Origin of the sequence: Kocuria sp. BT304, assembly GCF_003290245.1 — a bacterium.
Taxonomy (GTDB): domain Bacteria; phylum Actinomycetota; class Actinomycetes; order Actinomycetales; family Micrococcaceae; genus Kocuria; species Kocuria rhizophila_A.
In genome coordinates, this window is sequence record NZ_CP030039.1 from 780,663 (window position 1) to 802,054 (window position 21,392).

The window sequence follows — 21,392 nt, forward strand, 5'->3', positions numbered from 1 at the left end:
ACTTCACCATGTCCACATCACTGGACGCACCGTCGTCCGAGCGCGCCCGCACGGGCTCGCACCCCACCGCGCCGTGGCTGCTGCCGCTGCTGCGCAGACTGCACTTCTACGCGGGGCTCTTCGTGGGCCCCTTCCTGGTGGTCGCCGCGCTCACCGGGGCCCTGTACGTGTTCACCCCGCAGCTCGAGCGGGAGGTCTACGCCGAGGCCCTCACCGGCACCACCGCGGCCCAGCCGCTGACCCTGGACCAGCAGGTGGCCGCCGCGCGCCGCACCACCGGCACCGAGGAGTCCCCGGTCAACGTCCGCCCGGCCTCTGAGGGCGGCACCACGCGCGTGATGTTCGCGGATCCCGCCCTCGAGCGCGGGGAGTCCCGCGCCGTGTTCGTGGACCCCGGCACGGGCCGCGTCACGGGGGAGATGACCGTGTACGCAACCAGCGGGGCCCTGCCGCTGCGCACCACGATCGACCGCCTGCACCGCGACCTGCTGCTCGGGGAGACCGGGCGTCTCTACAGTGAACTGGCCGCGTCATGGCTGGGGGTCCTCGCCCTCAGCGGCGTGGTGCTCGTGGTGCTCCACCGCCGCCGCGTGGCCCGCGGCAGGCGCGCCCGCGTGGCCCTCGTGCCGCGCCCGGGCGAGGCCAACGCCTACCGCCGCACGCGCTCGTGGCACACGGCCACCGGCGTGTGGCTCGCGGTGGGGCTGCTGTTCCTCTCCGCCTCGGGTCTCACGTGGTCCGCGTACGCGGGGGAGAACGTCTCCCAGCTGCGCACGGCCCTGGGCTGGACCACGCCCAAGGTGTCCACGGAGCTTGGCGGGGGCTCCTCCGCACCCGGTGACGAGCACGCGGAGCACCACGGCCACGGCCACCGCGCGGCCGCCGGGCCCGGGTCCTTCGTCGCCGTCCTGGCCACCGCCCGCGGCGCCGGACTGGACGCGGACGTCGTGGAGATCAAGCCCCCCGCGGCCGAGGGTGCGGCGTGGACCGTGGCGGAGAACGTGCGCTCCTGGCCCACCCAGGTGGACAGCGTGGCGGTGGATCCCCAGCGGCCCACGGTCACGGACCACGTGCGGTTCTCGGAGTGGGGCCTGCCTGCCAAGCTCACCCAGTGGGCGATCGCCGCGCACATGGGCCTGCTCTTCGGCCTCGCCAACCAGCTGGTGCTGCTGGGCCTCGCGCTGGCCGTGGTGGTCCTCGTGGTGAGCGGATACACCATGTGGTGGCGACGCCGCCCCACGCGCGCCCCGGGTGTCGCGTTCGCTCTGCTCCCGCCGCGCGGGGCACTGCGAGCCGCTCCGGCGTGGGTTTGGGCCCTGGTGGGTCTCGGGGCGCTCGCAGTGGGGCTGTTCTTGCCCGTCCTGGGGCTGTCCCTGCTGTGCTTCCTCGCGGTGGACCTGCTCGTGGGCCTCCGGGCACGGCGTCGCCCGGCCGGCTGGGAGCCCACGGGCACCTCGAACGCCGGGGCCACCCCGGCGCAGGGCGGCACCGCACCGGACGACACGGTGCGGTCGACCTCGCACTGACACCGCGCCGGGTGCGGGCCCCGAACGCGGGACCCGCACCCGGCGTGCGGTGGTGCTCAGGCGGCGTCGGGCCCGAAGTTGTGACGGTCCACGAGGGCCCAGGACGCGGCGGCGTTGACGGCCGTGACCGTGAGCACCGCGGGCCACGCGCCCAGGGGCTTCGCGAGCGGGTGGGAGAGGCCGAATCCGGCCACGTACAGCGCCCCGAGACCCGCCGTGGTTGCGGGACCGGCCGAGGCGAGCCACGTGCGCCCGGCCGCCACCCCGCACGCGAGCAGTGCGGCGCCACCCAGGGCACGCACACCGGTGGCGCGGGCCGTGGCGTAGCCGCCGATCAGTCCCGCGGTCACGAGCGCGGCGCTCGGAACGGTCACCGGGGAGGGCAGCCGGGTGCTTGGACCCTGCAGCGCGAGCGGGCTCACCGTGCCGACCCCAGGAAGTCCTGCAGCCGACGCAGACCCTCGGCGAGGTCGTCGTCGCCCAGGGCGTAGGACAGCCGCAGGTACCCGGACGGACCGAACGCCTCGCCCGGGACCACGGCCACCTCGGCCTTCTCGAGGATCAGCTCGGCGAGCTCGGCGGAGGTGTGCGGCGTGACGCCGTCGAACTCGCGCCCCAGCAGCGCGGTGACGTCCGGGTACGCGTAGAACGCGCCCGTGGGCACCGGGCAGTTCACACCCTCGATCGCGTTCAGCCCCTCCACGATGGTCCGACGACGCCGGTCGAAGGCCTCGCGCATCTCGGCCACCTTGTCCATGGGGCCCTCCAGGGCGGCCAGTGCCGCGGCCTGCGCCACGTTGTTCACGTTGGAGGACAGGTGGGACTGCAGGTTGGTCGCGGCCTTCACCACGTCCTTCGGGCCCACCATCCAGCCCACGCGCCAGCCCGTCATCGCGTAGGTCTTGGCCACACCGTTGAGCAGGATCAGGTGCTCGTGCAGCGCGGGAACGGCCTGGGCCATGGAGACGAACCGGACGTCGTCGTAGGTGAGGTGCTGGTAGATCTCGTCGCTGATCACGAAGATCCCCCTGTCCGCGGCCCACTCGCCGATCGCGCGGGTCTCCTCCTCGGTGTACACCGAGCCCGTGGGGTTGGAGGGGGAGCAGAACAGCAGCGCCTTGGTGGCGGGGGTGGACGCCGCCTCGAGCTGCTCCGGGGTGACCTTGTAGTCGTTGTCCGCACCCGCGAAGACCTCCACGGGGTTGCCGCCGGCCAAGCGGACGGCCTCCGGGTAGGTGGTCCAGTACGGGGCGGGCAGCAGGACGTCGTCGCCGTCGTCCACCACGGTCTGGAAGGCCTGGTAGACGGCCTGCTTGCCGCCGTTGGTCACGAGCACCTGGGAGCTGTCCACGTCCCAGCCGCTGTCCCGCGCGGTCGCACCGGCGATCGCCTCGCGCAGCCGGGGCTGCCCCGCAGCCGGGGAGTAGCGGAAGTTGGCGGGGTCCCGCAGCGCCTCGGCCGCGGCGGCCACAATGTAGTCCGGGGTGGAGAAGTCCGGTTCACCCGCGCCGAAGCCGATCACGGGGCGCCCCTGGGCCTTGAGAGCCTTGGCCTTGGCGTCCACCGCGAGGGTCGCGGACTCCGCGATCGCGGCGATCCGGTGCGCGATGCGCTGCTGCGCTGGTGACATGGGGATCATCTCTCCTGGGCTCGTCCGGTGGTGCCCGCGGTGTCCCGGGCGCCGCCCCCAGCTTAGGTGGCACGGGCCCGGCTTTGCACGGATCACAGCCGCCGCGTACCATGGTTGGCTGGTGCCGTCACCGGCGCTCCTGCTGCCGTGCTGGCGGCGAGGACCGGTGGCCGCGGGCCGGTGGTAGGCTCGGGCACCGTGCTCCGGTCGTCCGCGACCTACAGAGCTGAAGGGCAGTGGCGCAATTGGTAGCGCAGCGGTCTCCAAAACCGCAGGTTGCAGGTTCGAGTCCTGTCTGCCCTGCTTCACGACCCACAACGGCACGAACACCACCGCCGAGAAACTGCTCCACGCAGGGGAGAGCCGATGTCGCACACCGTCACAGGACAGACCCCGGGTCGCCCCACCGGCTCGGAGCGCAAGCGCGGGATCTTCGGACGCATCTGGCTGTTCATCCGCCAGGTCGTGGGGGAGCTCAAGAAGGTTGTCACCCCCTCCCGGCGCGAACTGGTGAACTACGTCCTGGTGGTGCTGGTGTTCGTGGCATTCATGATGGTGCTGATCTCCCTGCTGGACCTGGGCTTCGGCCAGCTGGCCATCTGGCTCTTCGGCAACGGCAACCAGCCCCAGTAAGCCCTCCCCAGCACGTCCAGCCGTCCACAGAAAGCAGGAGAACCCAGTGACCGATCACGAGCTCGAGAACGACGACGCCCGCACCGCGCAGCTCGACACCACCTCCGGTGACGCTGCGCGTGAGGAGTCGGCGGAGACCGTGTCCGACACTGTCGAGACCGTCGAGTCCACGGACGCGCAGGAGGTCACGGATGAGAAGGCCGTGCAGGAGGTTGACCTCGACGCCGCCGAGGGCAACGGCGAGGCCACTCCCGTGCCGCTCGTGGAGGTGGAGGTCACCGAGGAGGCCGTCGAGGACGACGTCGACCCCGTGGCCGAGTTCAAGGCCAACCTGCGCCGCCAGGAGGGCGACTGGTTCGTCATCCACACCTACGCGGGCTACGAGAACCGCGTGAAGACCAACCTCGAGACCCGCATCCAGTCCCTCAACATGGAAGAGGACATCTTCCAGATCGAGGTGCCCATGGAAGAGGTCGTGGAGATCAAGAACTCCCAGCGCAAGACCGTGCGCCGAGTGCGCATCCCGGGCTATGTGCTGGTGCGCATGAACCTCACCGACGCCTCCTGGGGCGCGGTGCGCCACACCCCGGGTGTCACGGGCTTCGTGGGCCAGGACGCCTACAACCCCGCCCCGCTGCGCCTGGACGAGGTCTTCGACATGCTCGCCCCCACGTTCGAGACGCCCGAGAAGGCCAAGGGCCTCGGCGAGACCGCCGGCCCCGGTGCCGGGTCCCAGGGCGGGGCCGCCCAGCAGGTCACCGTGGACTTCGAGGTCGGCGAGTCCGTGATCGTGAAGGAGGGCCCGTTCGAGACCCTCCCCGCCACGATCTCCGAGATCAAGGTGGAGTCCCAGCAGCTGGTGGTGCTGGTGTCCATCTTCGAGCGTGAGACCCCCGTGACCCTGGGCTTCAACCAGGTCACCAAGATCTAGCTCCCAGTCTTCGGAGTTCCCCGGACGCGCTTTGGTCCGGGGCTTCTCCGTCCGGTTGCCGCGCCACGGCGACCACCCGCCGTCGTACGCTCCTGTGCGGCGGTACGCACAGCCAGAAAGAGGACCATCACATGGCTCCCAAGAAGAAGAAGGTCGCAGGCCTGATCAAGCTGCAGATCCAGGCAGGCGCCGCCAACCCGGCTCCTCCCGTGGGTCCGGCGCTGGGTCAGCACGGCGTCAACATCATGGAGTTCTGCAAGGCCTACAACGCGGCCACGGAATCCCAGCGCGGCAACATCGTGCCGGTGGAGATCACCGTCTACGAGGACCGCTCGTTCTCCTTCATCACCAAGACCCCTCCGGCCGCCCAGCTGATCAAGAAGGCCGCCGGCGTCGCCAAGGGTTCCGGCGTGCCCCACACCACCAAGGTGGGCAAGATCACCATGGACCAGGTCCGTGAGATCGCCGAGACCAAGAAGGAAGACCTCAACGCCAACGACATCGACGCCGCCGCGAAGATCATCGCCGGCACCGCCCGCTCCATGGGCATCGAGGTCAACTGAGTCCCTTCCGGACTCACCAGCACGTAGACATTCGTGGCAGGGCCGAGCGCGGTCCGCAGACCACAACTGCACAAGGAGAAGAAGCAGATGGCAAAGCGCAGCAAGGCATACCGGGCAGCTGCCGAGAAGATCGAGGCGGGCAAGTTCTACGCTCCCGCCGAGGCGGTCGCCCTGGCCAAGGAACTGGCCGAAGGCAGCAAGTCGGACCCCACCGTTGAGGTGGCCATGCGCCTGGGCGTGGATCCCCGCAAGGCGGACCAGATGGTCCGCGGCACGGTGAACCTGCCCAACGGCACTGGCAAGACCGCCCGCGTGGTCGTCTTCGCCACGGGTGACAAGGCCGCCGCGGCCGAGGCCGCCGGTGCGGACTTCGTGGGCAACGACGACCTCATCGCCAGGATCCAGGGCGGCTGGACGGACTTCGACGCCGCCGTGGCCACCCCGGACATGATGGGCAAGGTGGGTCGCCTGGGCAAGATCCTGGGTCCCCGCAACCTCATGCCGAACCCGAAGACCGGCACCGTGACCATGGACGTCGCGAAGGCCGTGAACGACATCAAGGGCGGCAAGATCGACTTCCGCGTGGACAAGCACTCCAACCTGCACTTCATCATCGGCAAGGCGTCCTTCGACGCCCAGAAGCTCGCCGAGAACTACGGTGCAGCCCTGGAGGAGGTGCTTCGTCTGAAGCCCTCCGCCTCCAAGGGTCGTTACATCACCAAGGCCACCGTGGCCACCACGTTCGGCCCGGGCATCCCCGTGGACCCGAACGCCACCGAGGTGACCACCCAGGCGTGAGTCCGCTCCGCCGCCGGCCCCCACGGGGCCGCGGCGGTGACGACAGTAGGGTCCGTGCCGTCCCAGGCCGGGCCCTACTTTCATGTCCGGCTCCGAGTCGCCGCGGGGCATTCATGATGTACTGGACGGGGGCCCTCCCGGGGGCCACGACCGCGGTGCCGTCGGGGCTGACGACGGCACGGAAGGAGAATACAGTGACGCAGACGTCACCGGTGCGCATCGAGCTGCTGCGCATCCCCGATGCCTTCGACCACGAGGCCCAGCGGGTGCTGGGGGACGTGGCGGCCCTCGTGCAGGCCTCCCGGCGCCACGTGTGGGGCACGGGTCAGCTCAGCAACGAGGCGCACGACATCTTCCGTGACCTCAAGGACCCGTACGAGCGGGTCAACATCCTGTGCGCCTTCGTGGAGGACCGCCTGGTGGGCCGTGCCGAGGTGCGGATGCCGCTGATCTCGGACACGGACATGGCGCAGATCGTGGTGCACGTTGACCCGGAGGAGACCTCCGAGGGCATCGGCCGCGGTCTGCTGGGGGCGGCGGAGCAGCTGGCCCACGGGGAGTCGCGGCGGCTGATCCGCCTGGTCACCGAGCACCCGGCGTCGGAGGCGCGGGACCCCTTCGGTCCGGGGGACGGCAGCGCGGACGGCAGCGCCGACACCGAGGACTCCGGGGCCCCCGTCCAGAAACCGGCGGAACCTGTCGAGTGGCTCGACGCCGCGGACGGCTCCGGGCGGCTGCCCGCGAGCCACCGGCAGACCCGGTTCGCGCAGCACGCGGGCTACGGGCTGCGCACCGTGAGCAGCTTCGCGCTGCTGCCCGTGCCGCTGCAGGCGCAGCGGTACCAGCGGATCCAGGACTCGCTGGCCGCCAGCCCGTTCGCCGAGCACTACCGGATGCACACGTGGGTGGGGGAGGCGCCCGAGGAGCTGCTGTCCCCGCTCGCGCAGCTGCACGCCAAGATCCCCACGGACTCGTTCGTGCGCCCGATCGTCGCGGACCCGGATCCGTGGGACGGCGCCCGGGTGCGCCGCACGGAGCAGCTGCGGCAGGAGGACGGGGACCGTTCTCTCATGGCCGTGGTGCAGGACCTGCGCAGCGGGGAGCTGGTGGGGATGACGGAGCTGATCATCGCGCAGCACCGCCCCACGCTCGCACTGCAGGACGAGACCCTCGTGGTCCGCGAGCACCGCGGGCACCGGCTGGGCATGCGCCTGAAGCTCGCCAACCTGGAGCAGCTCGCCCAGGTGGCCCCGGACGTGGCCACGGTGTACTCGTGGACCCACAGCGGCAACGACCGCATGAACTGGGTCAATGCGCAGCTCGGCTTCCGGGACGCCGGGCAGTCGGCCATCTGGGAGCAGGACTTCAGCATCCACTGACCCCCGCGCCGCGCCGGTGCACCGGGGGAGGCCCGGAGGGCGGCGCGTCCACGCCCCGCGGCGGGCGCGGTGAGCCCCGGCACCGCGAGGTGCACGGAGGTCACCAGGGTAAAGCGAGCACCGCGGAGGAGTCCCCCGGTTCGAGTCCACCGCGCGGCACGCAGAGCAGCCCGTCCGCCTCGCTCAGGCCCCGCAGCATGTTGGAGCCCACGGCACGGCACGGCACCCAGGCGCCGTCGCGACGTCGTGCGGGAACGAGCCGCTCGCTGCGCCCGCCCGCGGCGGCCCCCGCGGTGACGGGCAGCAGCTGCGGTGCGGGGCGGCCGGAGAGCCCGGCCAGCAGTGCGCCGCCCACCAGCAGCAGCACCACCACGGCGCCCAGCGGGTTCCCGGGCAGCGCGAGCACCGCGCTGCGTTCGGCGGCCCCCAGTAGGGCGGGGTGCCCCGGCTGCAGGTCGAGCTGGTCCAGGAGCAGCCGGGTGTCCCGTTCCAGCAGCGGACGCACGTGGTCGGCGCCCGAACGGGCCGTGCCCCCGGTGGTGAGCACGAGGTCGTGGTCCGCGCAGGCGGTACGCACCGCGGCCTCGAGGGCCGCGGGATCGTCGTCGATCCGTTGCACGGTGCCCACCGCGGCGCCGTGGGCGCGGAGCACGTGGGGCAGGGACATGCTGAACGCGTCCCGCACGTGGCCGGGGCCCGGCACCCCGCTCGTGCGCACCTCCGAACCCGTGAGCAGCAGCGCGACCCGGGGCACGCGACGCACGGGGAGGGCGTCCAGGCCGGCCACCGCGGCGAACGCGGCGTCCGCGGGGGAGAGCCGTCTGCCCGCGCTGAACACCACCTCGTCGGACCCGCACTCGGTGCCGGCGGGGCGGATGTGACGGCCCGCCAGCTCCGAGCGGGGCGCGTCCGCGCGCAGCGCCACGCGATCGCCCTCGCGGGCGGTGTACTCCTCGCGGACCACACCGGTGGTGCCCTGCGGGATCACGCCGCCCGTGACCACGGGCACGGCCGTGCCGGGGGTCAGGGACACCGCCGAGGCCTCGCTCGGCAGCGCGGCACCGTCGAGTGGCGTGGCGTCCTCGGACAGCGTGGTGCCCTCGCGCGGGGTGGTCCGGGTGCGGAGCAGCGTCCAGGGTCCGGGGCCGTTCACCGCGTAGCCGTCCATGGCGCTGGACGCGTAGTGCGGAACGGGGCACAGGGCACGGACGTCCTCGGCCAGCACGCGACCACAGGCCCGGTCCAGGGGGACCCGTTCCGTGGCCGCGCAGGGCGCACCGCGACCGTGGCTCGGACCGTGCGGGGCGGCGTCGTCGTGGTGGGCGGGAGCCGGGCACCCGGTGCCCGTTCCGGTCCGGTCCTCGGTGGCGGGCCCTTCCGAGGGTGCCGCGGCGTGCGACGCTGCGAGCGCGAGGCCCGCGCGGTGGGCGAGTTCGCGGGCGGCGTCCCGCCCGGCGTGGTGCAGGGTGTCCAGACCGCGGGCCCAGGCGGGATCGGGCGGGGTGGTCACGGGCTCAGCCACCGGCGAAGGGCGGCAGGACGTCCACGGTGGCCCCCGGGGCGAGCGGCGCCCGGGGATCCCTGGCGGTGACCCCGTCCACGAGCCACGAGCACCGGGGGAGCACCCGGGCCAGGGTGGGCTCACCGGGCGGGGCCACGGGGTGCAGGGACACGAGCAGCTGCTCGAGGTCCTCGCGGGTGAGGATCGTGGCGGTGGCCACGTGCTCCTCCTCGGTCCCGGCAGCGGCGGCCGCAGCCGCGAAGTATCTCACCAGCACGCCTCAGCCCCCGATCGCACTCATGCTGCGCTCCGGCTGGACGTAGTCCCCGGAGTCGAGCCCGGTGTGGTCCATGCCGTGGGCCCGGGGCTTGACCCACATGGCCTCGCGCCAGCGCTGGGCGACGTCTGCGTCCGTGGCACCCGAGCGCAGCAGGTGCATGAGGTCGGTCTCGTGGTGGGAGAACAGGCACGAGCGCACGTGCCCCTCGGCCGTGATACGTGTGCGCGTGCAATCCTCGCAGAAGGGCTCGGTGACGGAGGCGATGATGCCCACGGTGCCGAGCACCTGCCGGTGGCCCCGGCGCCGCACGAGGTACTTCTCCGCGGGGGCGCCGCCGCGGGGGGCGCTGTCCGGGGAGAGGTCGAAGTCGCGGGAGAGGCTCTGCCGGATCTGCGCGGCGGTCACCATGTTCTCGCGGGTCCAGCCGTGGTCGGCATCCAGGGGCATCTGCTCGATGAAGCGCAGGTCGCACTCGTTCTCCAGCGCCCAGTGCAGCAGCTCGGGCGCCTCGCGCTCGTTCACGCCGCGCATCAGCACCGCGTTGATCTTCACGGGACTCATCCCCGCGCGCCGTGCGGCCGCCACACCCTCCAGGGCCTCGGTGAGCCGCCCCCGCCGGGCCAGCCGGGCGTAGGTCTCCGCGCACAGGGTGTCCAGCGAGACGTTCACGCGGGTCATGCCGGCATCCGCGAGGCCCTGCGCCCGCGCCGCCAGCCCGATGCCGTTGCTCGTCATGGACACCGGGATCCCGGGCAGGGTGGCGTGCAGGGAGCCCACCAGCTCCTCGAGGTCCGGGCGGATCAGGGGCTCACCGCCCGTGAGCCGGATCTCGCGCACCCCGAACTCGCTCACGGCGATGCCCGCGAGCCGCACGATCTCCGCGACGCTCAGCAGGGACTCGCGGGGAAGCCACTTCATGCCCTCGGCGGGCATGCAGTACGTGCACCGCAGGTTGCACTTGTCGGTGATGGAGATGCGCAGGTCCGTGGCGGTCCGTCCGAAGCGGTCCGTGAGCGGTCCCTGCGTGGGCACTTCCCGGGGGAGCACCTGGGGATTGCCGAGGAAAACGGACATGCGCCCCAGTGTAGGGGCCTGCTCCGACACCCTCGCAGCCCCGGACGGGTGGCTACCCTGGAGGCATGTCCCGCAGCACGCCCGAGCACCGCAGCATCCCCGAGCACCGGGACGCGGTCCGTGCGCTGCTCGCGCGGACCCGACCGGACGACGTCGCGCGGGCCGTGCCGCTGCACGCCGCCGCGGGGCGGGTGCTTGCCCGGGACCTCCTGGCCCCGCTGGCCCTGCCACCCCACACGGACTCGCAGATGGACGGCTTCGCCGTGCGCGTCGCGGACCTCGCGGCCGCCCACAGCGGCGAGGACGTGGTGCTCGCGGTCCACGACACGCGCGCAGCCGGAGCGGCCCCCGCGCGCCACACGCCCGGCACCGCGACCGCCGTGATGACCGGGGCGGTGCTGCCCGCGGGTGCGGACGCCGTGGTTCCCGTGGAGCGTGTGGTCCCCCCGCGCTTCGACACCTCACCCGTGACCGTTCCCGCCGAGACCGCGCGCGCCACGCGGGAGGGGACCTTCGTGCGGGAGGCCGGCAGCGACGTCGCCCGTGGGCAGGTGGCGCTGCCCGCCGGAACGGTGCTCGGCGCGGCGGCCCGGGGAGCCTGCGCCGCCCTCGGGCTCACGGGCGAGGACACCGTGACGGTGCACCGCGGACCGCGGGTGCTCGTGGTCAGCGGCGGCGACGAGGTGGTGCCCGCCGGGCGGCCGCTGCCCGCGGGCTCCGTGCACGACGCCAACGGGCCGCTGCTCGAGGCGTGGCTGCGCGAGAACGGCGTCGAGCACGTGGCCAGGCTGCGCGTGGACGACGACCCCGCGGCGTTCGTCGCGGCGCTGCACGACGCCCTGACCGGCTCCGGGGCCGAGCTCGTGGTCACGAGCGGCGGGATCAGCGCCGGGGCCTTCGAGGTGGTGCGCCAGGGTCTGGAACGGGAGGGCACCGGCATGTGGTTCGGCCACGTGGCCGTGCAGCCCGGAGGGCCCCAGGGCTGCGGGCTCGTCCGCGGGGTGCCGGTGCTGTGCCTGCCGGGCAACCCCGTGAGCACATGGGTCTCGTGCGAGGCCTTCGTGCGCCCCGCGCTCGCGGACGTGTGGGGGTGCTGCCCGCCCGCGCGCTGGTCCACCGCCGCGCTCGACGCCCCGGTGCAGCCCCTGGACTCCCGCACGCAGCTGCGCCGCGGCACCCTGCTGAGCACGACGCCGCCGCGGGTCGCCCTCGTGGGCGGCGCGTCCTCGCACCTGATGACCGCCGCCGCCCGCGCGGACGTTCTCGTGTGCATCCCGCCGGGGGCGCGCGAGCTGCCGGAGGGCGAGCCGGTGGCGGTGCTGGGACTGGCCGGAGGGGTGCTGCCCGGACTCCCCGCCGCGGCCGGGCCCGGCGAGGAGACCGCGCACGAGCACCACCCGCCCGGACCCGGGCGGCCGGGGCACCCCGCGCCGCGCGCGGACCCGGACCCCGCGGCACGTCGGCCCGGACGGGCCGCGCCGCCGCCCGCCGGGGGCGGGACAGGAGACACACGACCAGGAGGACAACGGTGAGCGAGCAGCAGCAGGAAGGGGCGCAGCAGCGCCTCACGCACGTGCGGGAGGACGGCACCGCGCACATGGTGGACGTCAGCGAGAAGGCCGTCACGTCCCGGGAGGCCACGGCCCAGGCGGTGCTGCTCACGCGTCCGGACGTGGTCGAGCTGCTCGCGAGCGGGGACCTCCCGAAGGGGGACGCCCTGGCGGTGGCGCGGATCGCGGGCATCATGGCCGCCAAGCGCACGCCGGACCTCGTGCCGCTGTGCCACCCGCTGCCGCTGAGCAAAGTCAGCGTGGACCTCACCCCGCAGCAGGACCGGGTGGTGGTCGAGGCGACCGTGCGCACACGCGGTGTCACGGGCGTGGAGATGGAAGCGCTGACCGCGGCGAGCGTGGCCGCGCTCACGCTGTACGACATGATCAAGGCCGTGGACCGGGCCGCCACCATCACGGACACCCGGGTGCTGGCCAAGTCCGGCGGCAAGAGCGGCGACTGGAGCGCGCGATGAGCGGTCACGGCGAACGGCACATGGGTGCGGAGCGCCCGGCCCACCGGGACGAGATCGGGGACTTCCACCTCGTGGGCCGCCGTGCCGAGGTGGTGATCGTCTCCAGCTCCGCGGCCCGCGGCACGGCCGAGGACCTCTGCGGCCCCGTGCTGCGCACGTGGCTCGAGGGCAGGGGCTTGCGGGTCCGGGTCCATGTGGTCCCGGACGGCCCCGAGGTGCTCACGGTGCTGCGGGAGCTCACCGAGGACTCCCACACGGCGGACGGACCCCGGCTGGTGGTCACCTCCGGGGGCACGGGGCTGAACTCGGACGACGTGACCCCCGAGTCCACGGCCCGGGTGCTCGAGCGCCAGTCTCCGGGCATCATGCACGCGCTGTGGGCCCAGGGGCTGCGCAAGACCCCGACCGCCGCGATGAGCCGCGGCGTGGCCGGGCAGGTGGGCCGCACGTTCCTCGTGAACCTCCCTGGTTCGCGCGGGGGTGTCAAGGACGGCATGGCCGTGCTGGACCCGTTGATCGACCACATCAGCGCCCAGCTGGAGGACGTCCACGGCCACGGTGAGGACCGGTCCGTGACCCGCTCGGGCGACGAGGTCCTCCCCGCCGAGGGCGCCGCCTCCCCGGCGTCCTCGGCCGGTTTCGCCGTCTCGGCCAGCTCGGTCGACCCGGTCGGCTCGGCTGCGCAGGGAGCCGAGCCTGCCGGCGCTGCCGGGCCTGGCCACGACGCCGCACCGGCCGACGACGCCGCACGGGTCCCGGACGCGGCGTCGTCGCCCCCGGAGACCGGCGAAGCCGGCCGCGGACGGTCGGGGGCGGGCGCCGTGCTGCGGGCGGGGATCACCGAGGAACCGCTCGACGGGGAGCTCGCCCGGCGCGAGGTGGCCGATCCCGGCTGCGGCGCGGTGGTGGGCTTCAGCGGGGTGATCCGCGACCACGACGGCGGCCGGGACGGCGTGACCGGACTGGCGTACAGCGCGCACCCGAGTGCTGCGCAGGTCATGGCGGAGGTCGTGGCGGGGACCGCGCGGGAGCACCCCGGCACCCGCGTGTGGGCCGAGCACAGGATCGGGGCGCTCGCGGTGGGTGACAGCGCCCTGGAGGTCGCCGTGGCCGCGGCCCACCGCACCGAGGCCTTCGCCGCGTGCTCCGCGCTGGTGGACCGGATCAAGGCGAGCGTGCCCATCTGGAAGCGCGAGAGCTTCGCGGACGGGCAGCACACCTGGGTGGGGCTGGACGCCTGAGATGGCCGCGCGCAGAATCGTGCCCGCCCGGGTGCGCACGTACGACGCCACCGGCCAGCTCCGGGTGGGCCCGGACCGGCTCGCGGGGGAGGAGCCCCTCGAGATCCGCCTGGACGGCGAGCAGTTCACCGTGACCATGCGCACCCCGGGGGACGACTTCGAGCTCGTGACCGGACTGCTGCTGAGCGAAGCCGTGATCACGGAGGTCTCGCACGTGGTCAAGATGGACTACCGCTCGGGCGTGGACCAGGACGGGCACCGCACGTACAACGTGGTGGACGTGCGGCTCTCCCCGCAGGCCCCCGGACCGGACCGCGGCGCCCGGCGCCAGGTGTTCACGAGCTCCTCGTGCGGGGTGTGCGGCACGCCGTCCCTGGACACCGTGGAGAAGCCGAGCGCCCACCCGGTGGCCCGGCCCCGTCCCCTCGTGAGCGCCGCCCGGCTCGTGGCCCTGCCGGACGAGCTGCGCGGGCACCAGCGGGTCTTCGACGCCACCGGTGGGGTGCACGCCGCCGCCCTCTTCCCCGTGGGGCGGGACGAGCCCCTCGTGGTGCGGGAGGACGTGGGCCGGCACAACGCCGTGGACAAGGTGGTCGGGTGGGCCGTGCAGCGCGGGCTGCTCCCGCTGCACGAGGTGGTGCTGCAGGTCTCCGCGCGGGCCTCCTTCGAGCTCGTGGGCAAGGCCGCCATGGCCGGGATCCCCGTGCTCTCCGCCGTGAGCGCACCGTCCGCCCTGGCCGTGGCCACCGGACGGGAGCGGGGCGTGACCGTGGTGGGCTTCAACCGCCGCGGCACATGCAACGTCTACTGCCACCCGGAGCGCATCACGAGCCCGTGAGCCGGGGATTTGGCTCCGGCCGCGGCAGCGGGTACGGTGGAACCACCAAAGACCGCCGGTCATCATGCACGCCTCCGTGTGCGTGGTCTAAGAGGTTCTCGGCCACGAGGACCGTCCAGCGCAGGTGAACCAGCACGAATCCTTCTTCGGACCACGCACACAAGTGCGTGCTCCGAACATGGTCGAGCCCCGGGCATCTGCGCGGGGCTTTTGTCGTGTCAGCCTCCGGCCGACACGGAGCCGGCACCCACATGTAAGGAAGGAGCACCATGGCGAATCCTGAAAAGGCTGCCGCGGTTGCAGAGTTGAAGGACTTGTTCTCCAACTCGCACGCTGCCGTCCTGACGGAGTACCGCGGGCTCACCGTGGCTCAGCTGAAGACGCTGCGCCGCGCACTCGGTGAGAACGCTGAATACGCCGTGGTGAAGAACACGCTCACCGCCATTGCCGCGCGTGAATCCGGCATCGAGGCGTTCGAGGGGCAGCTCAACGGCCCCTCGGCCATCGCCTTCGTGTCCGGTGACGCCGTCGAGGCTGCCAAGAGCCTGCGTGACTTCGCCAAGGACAACCCCCAGCTGGTCGTCAAGGGCGGTTACCTGGACGGCGTCGCAATGGACGAGAACGAGATCAAGAAGCTCGCGGACCTCGAGTCCCGCGAGGTTCTGCTGTCCAAGGTCGCCGGTGCCGCCAAGGCGTCGATGTCCAAGGCCGCAGCGCTGTTCCAGGCCCCGCTCTCCAAGACCGTGCGCACCGCAGACGCGCTGCGCGCCAAGCTGGACGAACAGGGCGAGAACGCCGCCTGATCCCCTTCGGGGAACCTCAGGTTCCGGGTGGTCGGGCCACGGCCCGGCACAGACCCGTGTTCTTCCCACGCACACCGCGCCGGAGCCACCCGCCCCGGCACCACGTACAAGTAAGGAGCCAACACCATGGCTAAGCTGACCACCGAAGAGCTCATCGAGGCCTTCAAGGAACTGTCCCTCATCGAGCTGTCCGACTTCGTGAAGGCCTTCGAGGAGACCTTCGACGTCACCGCAGCCGCCCCCGTGGCCGTGGCCGGTGCGGCCCCCGCCGCCGGCGACGCCGGTGCCGCCGAGGAGGAGAAGACCGAGTTCGACGTCGTGCTCGAGTCCGCCGGTGACAAGAAGATCCAGGTCATCAAGGAAGTTCGCGGCCTGACCTCCCTGGGCCTCAAGGAGGCCAAGGACCTCGTGGACAGCGCCCCCAAGGCCGTCCTCGAGGGCGCCACCAAGGAAGCCGCTGACAAGGCGAAGGAAGCCCTCGAGGGCGCCGGCGCCACCGTCACCGTCAAGTGACTTCCGGCGCCTTGCGCGCCGCTCGTGCCGCCTGAGGGTCCACGGGACCGAGCGTCCCGGGCCCTCACGGCGCACACCTCCCACGGAACCCCGTACCGCACGGTGCGGGGTTCCGTGCTGTCCGGGGCCGGGGCCGGGTCCAGGTCTGGGTCCGGGTCCCGGCGTTCGGGCTTCGGGGTGCGCAGCCTGCGGGCCCGGGGCTCCCAGGCCCGGGGGCGGCCCCGGGCGTTCCCCCGGGCCTGCCGACTCGGCCCGGCGGCGATCCCGGCCCGGGCGTTCCGGTGGTCGGTGTGATGTGCGAAACTGTCTTCTGACCATTCGGCCGTCACAGTGCGGCGGGAGAGCGTGGTGGGTCAGGGGCGGGGAACCGTCCGGGACCGCGCCATCGCCGAAGGAGCAAACCCTCCCCGGGAACCTCTCAGGCACCCGTACCGCCGCACCAGGCCACTCTGAAGAGTTCACCGTCCTGCGGGGCGGGGAGCACCGGCGGGGCAGGTCGGTGGCACGCCGAGAGCGGCCCCGACGAAATCTCTCAGGTCATGGAACAGAGCGGGGAGGACTCATCGGGCACCCCGTGCCCACGAGCAGCCCAGGAGACTGTCAGATGTCCTTCCTGTCACGCCACATCGGCCCGGACGCCGATGACCTCACCACCATGCTCGACGCCGTGGGCGCCGAGAGCCTGGACCAGCTCATCGACCGCGCCGTCCCGGAGAGCATCCGGATGCGCGAGTCCCTCGAGCTGCCGGAGCCCCTGGACGAGCCCGAGGCGCTGTCCGCGCTGCGGCGGATCGCCTCCCGCAACACCGTGATGCGCCAGATGATCGGCCAGGGCTACCACGACACCGTGACCCCCGCCGCGATCCGCCGCAACATCCTGGAGAACCCGGGCTTCTACACGTCCTACACGCCGTACCAGCCGGAGATCTCCCAGGGCCGCCTGGAGCTGCTGCTGACCTTCCAGAACGCGGTCATCGACCTCACCGGTCTGGAGGTCGCGAACGCGTCCCTGCTGGACGAGTCCTCCGCCGTGGCCGAGGCGGTGCTCATGATGCGCCGCGCCAACCGCCGTTCCAAGAGCATGCGCGTGCTCGTGGACAGCCGCAGCCTGCCGCAGACGCTCGCGGTGCTCACGGGGCGCACGCGCGCCGCGGGTATCGAGCTGGTGCTCGCGGACCTCGGGGATCCCGACGCCGCCGCGCAGGCGATCTCAGCGGGGGACTTCTTCGGCGTCGTCGTCGCGCAGATCGGTGCGGACGGGGACGTCACGGACCCCACCGCCGTGATCGAGGCCGCGCACGAGGCCGGCGCGCTCGTGAGCGTGAGCACGGACCTGCTTGCCCTGACCATGCTGCGCAGCCCGGGGGAGATGGGCGCGGACATCGCGGTGGGCTCGGCCCAGCGCTTCGGCGTCCCGCTGTTTTTCGGCGGCCCCCACGCCGCGTTCCTGGCCTCCCGCAAGGGCACCGAACGCTCCCTGCCCGGGCGCATCGTGGGCGTGTCCACGGACTCCTCCGGGGCTCCCGCGTACCGCCTGGCGCTGCAGACCCGCGAGCAGCACATCCGCCGTGAGAAGGCCACCTCCAACATCTGCACCGCCCAGGCGCTGCTGGCCATCGTGGCCGCGGCGTACGCGGTGCACCACGGCCCGGTGGCGTTGCGTGCCCTGGCCGGGCGGCTGCACGACATGGCGGCGGACCTCGCCGCCGGGCTGAGGGCCCGGGGCGTCGAGGTGGCGCACGAGCAGTTCTTCGACACCGTGACCTTCTCGGTGCCCGGCCAGGCCGACGCCGTGGTGGCCGCCGCCGCGGACCGCGGGTACAACCTGCGCCGGGTGGACGGGGACACCGTGGGCGTGAGCTTCGGCGAGCCGCACACGAACCGGGACGTGGTGGAGGTGCTCACCGCCGTGACCGAGGCGTGCGGTGCCGCCGAGGGTGAGTCCGGGGCGGACGGCTCCGCGTTCGAGCTGCCGGAGGCGCTGCTGCGCACGGACGAGTACCTGACCCACCCGGTGTTCCACACCCACCGCTCCGAGACCTCGCTCATGCGCTGGCTGCGCGAGCTCTCCGACAAGGACCTCGCACTGGACCGCACCATGATCCCGCTGGGCTCGTGCACCATGAAGCTCAACGCGGCGGCGGAGATGGAGCCCATCTCGTGGCCCGAGTTCGCGAGCATCCACCCCCTGGCCCCCGAGGACCAGACCCGCGGGTGGACCGAGCTGATCGAGCAGCTGGAGGGCTGGCTCGCGGAGATCACCGGCTACGCCGCGGTCTCCGTGCAGCCGAACGCAGGCTCCCAGGGCGAACTGGCCGGTCTGCTGGCCATCCGCCGCTACCAGGTGGACCGCGGTGAGCACCAGCGCAAGACCATCCTGATCCCGTCCTCCGCCCACGGCACCAACGCGGCGTCCGCGGTGCTCGCGGACCTCAAGGTCGTGGTGGTGGCCACCGCGCAGGACGGCACGATCGACCAGGACGACCTCCGGGCCAAGATCGACTCCGTGGGTGACGAGCTGGCCGGCATCATGGTCACGTACCCCTCCACGCACGGCGTGTACGACACCGACATCACGCAGGTCTGCGCGGCGGTGCACGACGCCGGCGGGCAGGTCTACGTGGACGGCGCCAACCTCAACGCGCTCATGGGCCTGGCGCGTCCGGGCCGCTTCGGCGGGGACGTCTCCCACCTGAACCTGCACAAGACGTTCTGCATCCCCCACGGCGGCGGCGGACCCGGCGTGGGCCCCGTGGCCGTGGCCGAGCACCTCGTGCCCTACCTGCCCGGCAACCCCGCCACCGCGGACCTCGACGAGCGCGGCGCGGGCTTCCCCGTGGCCCAGGCGCCCCACGGCTCCGCGGGCGTGCTGCCCATCACGTGGATGTACATCGCCATGACCGGCGCGGAGGGACTCACCGAGTCCTCCCGCACCGCCGTGCTGGGCGCGAACTACATCTCCCGTCGGCTCTCGAACGTGTTCCCCACGCTCTACACCGGGGACGGCGGGCTGGTGGCGCACGAGTGCATCCTGGACCTGCGGCCCATGACCAAGGTCTCGGGCGTCACCGCGGAGGACGTCTGCAAGCGGCTCGTGGACTTCGGCTTCCACGCGCCCACGCTCGCGTTCCCCGTGGCGGGCACGCTCATGGTGGAGCCCACCGAGTCCGAGGGGATCGAGGAGCTGGACCGCTTCATCGAGGCCATGCGCACCATCCACGCCGAGATGCAGGAGATCGCGGACGGGAAGGTCTCGCTGGAGGACTCCGTGATCCGCCACGCCCCGCACACCGCGCAGGTGCTCACCGCGGACGAGTGGGACCGGTCCTACTCCCGCAGCCAGGCCGGCTACCCGGTGTCCGGGCTGCGCCGCGTGAAGTACTGGCCCCCGGTGGGACGCATCGACAACGCCGCGGGGGACAGGAACCTCGTGTGCGAGTGCCCACCCATCGAGGCGTTCGACGCCGCGTACACCGCCGCGGCGGGACAGGAGAAGTGATGAGCGAGCGTCGGACCGCACTGCACGGGGCCCACGAACGGCTCGGAGCCCGGTTCACCGACTTCGGCGGCTGGTCCATGCCCGTGCGCTACGCCAGCGACACCGCCGAGCACCACGCCGTGCGCCGCGGCGCCGGGATCTTCGACCTCTCCCACATGGGCGAGGTGGAGGTGACCGGGCCGCAGGCCGGGGCCTTCCTGGACCACGCCCTCGTGGGTGTGCTCTCGGGCATCGGCGTGGGCCGGGCCAAGTACTCGCTGATCGTGGACGAGGCCGGCCGCGTGCTGGACGACCTCATCACGTACCGCCTAGGCGAGGAGCGCTACCTCGTGGTGCCGAACGCCGGCAACCAGGACACGGTGGTCGAGGCGCTGCGACAGCGGGCCGAGGGCTTCGACGTCACGGTGCAGGACCAGGGCCCGGAGACGTCCCTGATCGCAGTGCAGGGCCCCCGGGCGCTCGAGGTGCTCCGGGCCACCGGTCTGGACCCCGTCGAGGAGGTGGCGGGCCTGAAGTACTACGCGTGCGCCGTCGCCCGCTGCGGCGGTGTGGACGTGCTGGCCGCGCGCACGGGCTACACCGGTGAGGACGGCTTCGAGCTGTACTGCGCGAATGCCGATGCCGAGACCCTGTGGAACGCCCTGCTCGCGACCGTCGAGCAGCTCGGCACCGAGGACGCACCCGTGCAGCCGGCAGGACTGGCGGCGCGGGACTCCCTGCGCCTGGAGGCCGGCATGCCGCTGTACGGCCACGAGCTCTCGACCGAGATCACGCCCGTGGAGGCGGGGCTCGGCAAGCTCGTGGAGGTCGCCCTGCGCAAGAAGGACGAGGCCGGGACCCGCACCGTGGGCCACGACGCACTGGCCGCCATGCTGCGGAGCACCCCCGAGCGCACCCTGATCGGGCTGGAGGGCCTCGGACGCAAGCCCATCCGCGCCGGGTACACCGTGCTGTCGGGGGAGCGGACCATCGGGGAGGTCACGAGCGGCCTGCCCTCGCCCACCCTCGGCAAGCCCGTGGCCATGGCCCTCGTGGCCACGGACGCCCTGGACGAGATCGCCGCCGGGACCGTGAGCGTCCAGGACGCGCGCGGCCGCGGCGTCGAGGTGGCACGGACGGCCATGCCGTTCTACACACGGGGCTGACCCCGCACGACCCCCAGGGGTGGTACCGCGAGCGGGCCTGCCGGGAGTAGTTTCCTAGCAGGCCCGCTCCGTCACACTCGACCCGAGCGCCGTGCGGGCCGGCAGAGTGCTCGCCTCGCGGGAGTGGGGCGGGCGGAGAAGGAGAAGCCATGTTCCTGCGCGACGTCGCCCCCGGGATCCACCTGATCCAGAACCACAACGTCAACTGCTACCTGCTGGAGGACGAGCGCGGTCTGACGCTCGTGGACGCAGGGCTGCCGCGGGTGTGGAACGAGCTGGGATGGGCGGTGCGCGAGCTCGGACGCGCACCGCACGAGATCAGGGCTCTGGTGCTGACCCACGCGCACTTCGACCACGTGGGTGTCGCCGCCAGACTCGTGGAGCGGCTCGGCGTCCCCGTGTTCGCCCACCAGAGGGAGCGCCACCTCGCGGCGCACCCCTACAGCTACGCGCACGAGAGCCCCACGGCTCTGTACCCACTGAGGCACCCCCGGGCCATTCCGGTGCTGGTGTCGATGCTCGCCGGGGGAGCAGCGGGTGTGAAGGGAGTGACCGTCACCCGGTCCCTCGCCGTGGGCCAGACGGTTCCCGTTCCAGGCAGTCCACGAGTCGTCCTCACCGCGGGCCACACCTACGGGCACTGCGCCCTGCACGTCCCCGACGCGGACGCCGTGCTCTCCGGGGACGCGCTGGTGACCCTCGACCCCTACACCGGGCTCACCGGGCCCCGGGTCGTGGCCGGCGCGGCCACCGCAGATGCGCAGATGGCTCTCACGTCCCTGGACGCGATCGCGGCCACCCGGGCCACGGTCGTGCTGCCCGGACACGGCGACCCCTGGCGCCTCGGGGCGCAGCGCGCGGCGTACCAGGCGCGCGCCAACGGCGTCGCCTGAGCGGCGGCCGGGCATCTTACGGCCCGGGCGGGCATTCGTCCAGCACGGGTGTGGACAACACGCCGGGAGTGCCCTAAGCTAGTGCTTTGCGTTGTCCCTTATGCATGCGTGCCTTCATA

At 72.7% G+C, this 21,392-nt stretch carries 20 protein-coding genes, 1 tRNA gene and 1 riboswitch; of the genes, 16 read left to right on the top strand and 5 right to left on the bottom strand.

The window, feature by feature from the left end; all coding sequences use genetic code 11:
* Positions 1 to 8 precede the first annotated feature (8 nt).
* Entirely contained in the window at positions 9 to 1,526 is a 1,518-nt protein-coding gene (locus DNL27_RS03540) for a PepSY domain-containing protein (RefSeq protein ID WP_112234723.1), read from the top strand.
* A 56-nt stretch (positions 1,527 to 1,582) separates the two neighbouring features.
* Here DNL27_RS03540 and DNL27_RS03545 read toward each other — a convergent pair whose 3' ends face one another.
* A complete protein-coding gene (locus DNL27_RS03545; RefSeq protein ID WP_012397654.1) occupies positions 1,583 to 1,948 on the bottom strand; it encodes a hypothetical protein in 366 nt (121 codons plus the stop codon).
* The gene (locus tag DNL27_RS03550; protein WP_112235744.1) at positions 1,945 to 3,156 is read right to left on the bottom strand and encodes a pyridoxal phosphate-dependent aminotransferase; all 1,212 of its coding nucleotides are present in this window, start codon (positions 3,154 to 3,156) and stop codon (positions 1,945 to 1,947) included. Before DNL27_RS03550 ends, DNL27_RS03545 begins: the two co-directional genes overlap by 4 nt.
* 230 nt (positions 3,157 to 3,386) lie before the next feature.
* Here DNL27_RS03550 and DNL27_RS03555 point away from each other — a divergent pair.
* From DNL27_RS03555 to DNL27_RS03580, 6 genes are all read left to right on the top strand, one after another.
* A tRNA-Trp gene (locus tag DNL27_RS03555) sits at positions 3,387 to 3,459 on the top strand.
* 63 nt (positions 3,460 to 3,522) lie between these two features.
* Complete coding sequence (secE, locus tag DNL27_RS03560; protein ID WP_012397656.1) at positions 3,523 to 3,789, top strand: preprotein translocase subunit SecE; 267 nt, start codon at positions 3,523 to 3,525, stop codon at positions 3,787 to 3,789.
* A 46-nt stretch (positions 3,790 to 3,835) separates the two neighbouring features.
* Positions 3,836 to 4,720: a transcription termination/antitermination protein NusG gene (gene nusG, locus DNL27_RS03565; RefSeq protein ID WP_112234724.1), complete on the top strand. Its 885-nt coding sequence runs from the start codon at positions 3,836 to 3,838 to the stop codon at positions 4,718 to 4,720.
* 131 nt (positions 4,721 to 4,851) lie between these two features.
* Positions 4,852 to 5,283, top strand: a complete 432-nt coding sequence (rplK, locus tag DNL27_RS03570; protein WP_012397658.1) for a 50S ribosomal protein L11 — start codon at positions 4,852 to 4,854, stop codon at positions 5,281 to 5,283.
* A gap of 87 nt (positions 5,284 to 5,370) precedes the next feature.
* A complete protein-coding gene (rplA, locus tag DNL27_RS03575) occupies positions 5,371 to 6,081 on the top strand; it encodes a 50S ribosomal protein L1 (protein WP_012397659.1) in 711 nt (236 codons plus the stop codon).
* Between the two features lie 194 nt (positions 6,082 to 6,275).
* Positions 6,276 to 7,460 carry a GNAT family N-acetyltransferase gene (locus tag DNL27_RS03580; RefSeq protein ID WP_012397660.1) on the top strand — a complete coding sequence of 395 codons (1,185 nt, stop codon included), beginning with the start codon at positions 6,276 to 6,278 and terminating at the stop codon, positions 7,458 to 7,460.
* Positions 7,461 to 7,560: 100 nt separating this feature from the next.
* Here DNL27_RS03580 and DNL27_RS03585 read toward each other — a convergent pair whose 3' ends face one another.
* From DNL27_RS03585 to moaA, 3 genes are read right to left on the bottom strand one after another with little or no spacing between them, the layout of a single operon-like run.
* Positions 7,561 to 8,982, bottom strand: a complete 1,422-nt coding sequence (locus DNL27_RS03585; protein WP_112234725.1) for a molybdopterin molybdotransferase MoeA — start codon at positions 8,980 to 8,982, stop codon at positions 7,561 to 7,563.
* Positions 8,975 to 9,238, bottom strand: coding sequence for a MoaD/ThiS family protein (locus DNL27_RS03590; protein ID WP_058955110.1), 264 nt, complete (start codon positions 9,236 to 9,238; stop codon positions 8,975 to 8,977). The genes DNL27_RS03585 and DNL27_RS03590 overlap by 8 nt, the downstream gene beginning before the upstream one ends.
* Before the next feature lie 3 nt (positions 9,239 to 9,241).
* Positions 9,242 to 10,315: a GTP 3',8-cyclase MoaA gene (moaA, locus tag DNL27_RS03595; protein WP_112234726.1), complete on the bottom strand. Its 1,074-nt coding sequence runs from the start codon at positions 10,313 to 10,315 to the stop codon at positions 9,242 to 9,244.
* Between the two features lie 65 nt (positions 10,316 to 10,380).
* Here moaA and glp point away from each other — a divergent pair, with 65 nt between their 5' ends.
* The 9 genes from glp (at position 10,381) to DNL27_RS03640 (ending at position 21,273) form a co-directional block, all read left to right on the top strand.
* Positions 10,381 to 11,847 (top strand): gephyrin-like molybdotransferase Glp, encoded by a 1,467-nt coding sequence (gene glp, locus DNL27_RS03600; protein ID WP_112234727.1) that lies wholly within the window; start codon positions 10,381 to 10,383, stop codon positions 11,845 to 11,847.
* Positions 11,848 to 11,912: 65 nt separating this feature from the next.
* Entirely contained in the window at positions 11,913 to 12,341 is a 429-nt protein-coding gene (gene moaC, locus DNL27_RS03605; protein WP_229565485.1) for a cyclic pyranopterin monophosphate synthase MoaC, read from the top strand.
* The gene (locus tag DNL27_RS12575) at positions 12,338 to 13,582 is read left to right on the top strand and encodes a molybdenum cofactor biosynthesis protein MoaE (protein ID WP_305037654.1); all 1,245 of its coding nucleotides are present in this window, start codon (positions 12,338 to 12,340) and stop codon (positions 13,580 to 13,582) included. The genes moaC and DNL27_RS12575 overlap by 4 nt, the downstream gene beginning before the upstream one ends.
* Position 13,583: 1 nt before the next feature.
* A complete protein-coding gene (gene fdhD / locus DNL27_RS03615; protein ID WP_012397667.1) occupies positions 13,584 to 14,420 on the top strand; it encodes a formate dehydrogenase accessory sulfurtransferase FdhD in 837 nt (278 codons plus the stop codon).
* 269 nt (positions 14,421 to 14,689) lie between these two features.
* Positions 14,690 to 15,223, top strand: coding sequence for a 50S ribosomal protein L10 (gene rplJ, locus DNL27_RS03620; protein WP_012397668.1), 534 nt, complete (start codon positions 14,690 to 14,692; stop codon positions 15,221 to 15,223).
* Between the two features lie 126 nt (positions 15,224 to 15,349).
* Positions 15,350 to 15,736 carry a 50S ribosomal protein L7/L12 gene (gene rplL / locus DNL27_RS03625; RefSeq protein WP_012397669.1) on the top strand — a complete coding sequence of 129 codons (387 nt, stop codon included), beginning with the start codon at positions 15,350 to 15,352 and terminating at the stop codon, positions 15,734 to 15,736.
* A 326-nt stretch (positions 15,737 to 16,062) separates the two neighbouring features.
* Positions 16,063 to 16,180: riboswitch (glycine riboswitch) on the top strand.
* A gap of 160 nt (positions 16,181 to 16,340) precedes the next feature.
* On the top strand, positions 16,341 to 19,235 hold the full coding sequence (gcvP, locus tag DNL27_RS03630) for an aminomethyl-transferring glycine dehydrogenase (protein ID WP_112234729.1): 2,895 nt from the start codon (positions 16,341 to 16,343) through the stop codon (positions 19,233 to 19,235).
* Entirely contained in the window at positions 19,235 to 20,380 is a 1,146-nt protein-coding gene (gene gcvT / locus DNL27_RS03635; RefSeq protein WP_112234730.1) for a glycine cleavage system aminomethyltransferase GcvT, read from the top strand. The genes gcvP and gcvT overlap by 1 nt, the downstream gene beginning before the upstream one ends.
* A 149-nt stretch (positions 20,381 to 20,529) precedes the next feature.
* Positions 20,530 to 21,273, top strand: coding sequence for an MBL fold metallo-hydrolase (locus tag DNL27_RS03640; protein ID WP_012397673.1), 744 nt, complete (start codon positions 20,530 to 20,532; stop codon positions 21,271 to 21,273).
* Positions 21,274 to 21,392: the final 119 nt, after the last annotated feature.

Excerpts from the sequence above, each read along its gene's own strand:
- DNL27_RS03540 (WP_112234723.1), top strand. The coding sequence starts at position 9 with ATGTCCACATCACTGGACGCACCGTCGTCCGAGCGCGCCCGCACGGGC.
- DNL27_RS03550 (WP_112235744.1), bottom strand. The coding sequence starts at position 3,156 with ATGTCACCAGCGCAGCAGCGCATCGCGCACCGGATCGCCGCGATCGCG.
- secE (WP_012397656.1), top strand. The coding sequence starts at position 3,523 with ATGTCGCACACCGTCACAGGACAGACCCCGGGTCGCCCCACCGGCTCG.
- rplK (WP_012397658.1), top strand. The coding sequence starts at position 4,852 with ATGGCTCCCAAGAAGAAGAAGGTCGCAGGCCTGATCAAGCTGCAGATC.
- rplA (WP_012397659.1), top strand. The coding sequence starts at position 5,371 with ATGGCAAAGCGCAGCAAGGCATACCGGGCAGCTGCCGAGAAGATCGAG.
- moaA (WP_112234726.1), bottom strand. The coding sequence starts at position 10,315 with ATGTCCGTTTTCCTCGGCAATCCCCAGGTGCTCCCCCGGGAAGTGCCC.
- glp (WP_112234727.1), top strand. The coding sequence starts at position 10,381 with ATGTCCCGCAGCACGCCCGAGCACCGCAGCATCCCCGAGCACCGGGAC.
- moaC (WP_229565485.1), top strand. The coding sequence starts at position 11,913 with ATGGTGGACGTCAGCGAGAAGGCCGTCACGTCCCGGGAGGCCACGGCC.
- DNL27_RS12575 (WP_305037654.1), top strand. The coding sequence starts at position 12,338 with ATGAGCGGTCACGGCGAACGGCACATGGGTGCGGAGCGCCCGGCCCAC.
- fdhD (WP_012397667.1), top strand. The coding sequence starts at position 13,584 with ATGGCCGCGCGCAGAATCGTGCCCGCCCGGGTGCGCACGTACGACGCC.
- rplJ (WP_012397668.1), top strand. The coding sequence starts at position 14,690 with ATGGCGAATCCTGAAAAGGCTGCCGCGGTTGCAGAGTTGAAGGACTTG.
- rplL (WP_012397669.1), top strand. The coding sequence starts at position 15,350 with ATGGCTAAGCTGACCACCGAAGAGCTCATCGAGGCCTTCAAGGAACTG.
- gcvP (WP_112234729.1), top strand. The coding sequence starts at position 16,341 with ATGTCCTTCCTGTCACGCCACATCGGCCCGGACGCCGATGACCTCACC.
- gcvT (WP_112234730.1), top strand. The coding sequence starts at position 19,235 with ATGAGCGAGCGTCGGACCGCACTGCACGGGGCCCACGAACGGCTCGGA.
- DNL27_RS03640 (WP_012397673.1), top strand. The coding sequence starts at position 20,530 with ATGTTCCTGCGCGACGTCGCCCCCGGGATCCACCTGATCCAGAACCAC.